This window comes from Bacillus sp. JJ1127 (assembly GCF_036965845.1).
Classification (GTDB): Bacteria; Bacillota; Bacilli; order Bacillales; family Bacillaceae_G; genus Bacillus_A.
Genome location: NZ_JBALQK010000041.1, coordinates 6,006 through 6,972, shown reverse-complemented (window position 1 = coordinate 6,972; position 967 = coordinate 6,006). Strand labels below are relative to the sequence as shown.

2 protein-coding genes are annotated in these 967 nt (G+C 36.5%); one reads left to right on the top strand and one right to left on the bottom strand.

Features of this window, described 5'->3' with window-relative positions:
- Positions 1 to 267: 267 nt before the first annotated feature.
- Complete coding sequence (locus V7183_RS05095) at positions 268 to 432, bottom strand: hypothetical protein (RefSeq protein WP_170958117.1); 165 nt, start codon at positions 430 to 432, stop codon at positions 268 to 270.
- Between the two features lie 85 nt (positions 433 to 517).
- Here V7183_RS05095 and V7183_RS05090 point away from each other — a divergent pair, with 85 nt between their 5' ends.
- The gene (locus V7183_RS05090; protein ID WP_335358904.1) at positions 518 to 898 is read left to right on the top strand and encodes a hypothetical protein; all 381 of its coding nucleotides are present in this window, start codon (positions 518 to 520) and stop codon (positions 896 to 898) included.
- The last annotated feature ends 69 nt before the right edge of the window (positions 899 to 967 follow it).

The window sequence follows — 967 nt, the reverse complement described above, 5'->3', positions numbered from 1 at the left end:
ACGCGCTTGAAGATGGGGATTTCTTTCGGAAATATGTTAAATTTAACCTGATAGACCATGAGAAATGACAGAATTCCCAATTCAAAGGGGAAACGATAAAATAAGTACTAAATATATAGGGGAGGGATGGCAGTCAAATTATAATGATCTGAACGATCCCTTCGGTCAATGTTCATATAACAGAACGCTAATGTAAAGTTGCAATCAGAACGGCGGATATACAAAAGCCGCTCAATACGTATTATCGACTATGGAAAGGAAATGGACTTATTGTGATGGTGGCGTGTTTAACAAACGGAAATATGTTTTATAAGCCGCAACTGCTGAAATAATACCACCAATTAAAAACAGAGCTGAACCTCCAAGTAGGAATAGTCGGCCGACATATGTTTCGCGGGCTTCTTCGATTTGTTCTTGTGGTCCTGTATTCATGTGTCTCCCCCCTAGATAAAAGGTATTTTTTATAGTATATACAAATGCCTAAAAATTGTTAAAAATAAAGAAGGAGAATAATTGGATGCGCTATAAGGATGAGATTAATAAAGTATTATGTATGCTTGAACGATTAGAAACGAATGAAGTGGAAATTTTAGATATTACAGAAGAAATGCTGCCGATCTATATATTCTCCAGAGATGAGTTTGAAGAAGGACAATTAGGGTATAGTATAGGGCCTAATAATGAATCTTTCGTTGGAAACGAAGAAGGAGATTGGAAAGAAAGTTGGTTTGTTATTGGGTATGAAGAGTTAATGGGAGATCCATTCTTTGTTGATGTAAAGGATGTTAATTTTCCAGTGTATACAGCTGAACATGGCATGGGAGAGTGGGAGCCGCTTTTACATAGTGATTCGTTAGAAGAATTTTTAGCTGAACTAACATATCGGGATAAAGACTAATAATTAGTCTATGAAAAACAGGGGGCTGTTGGAATCCCCCTTGATTGTAAAGAGAACCTTCAATTAGAA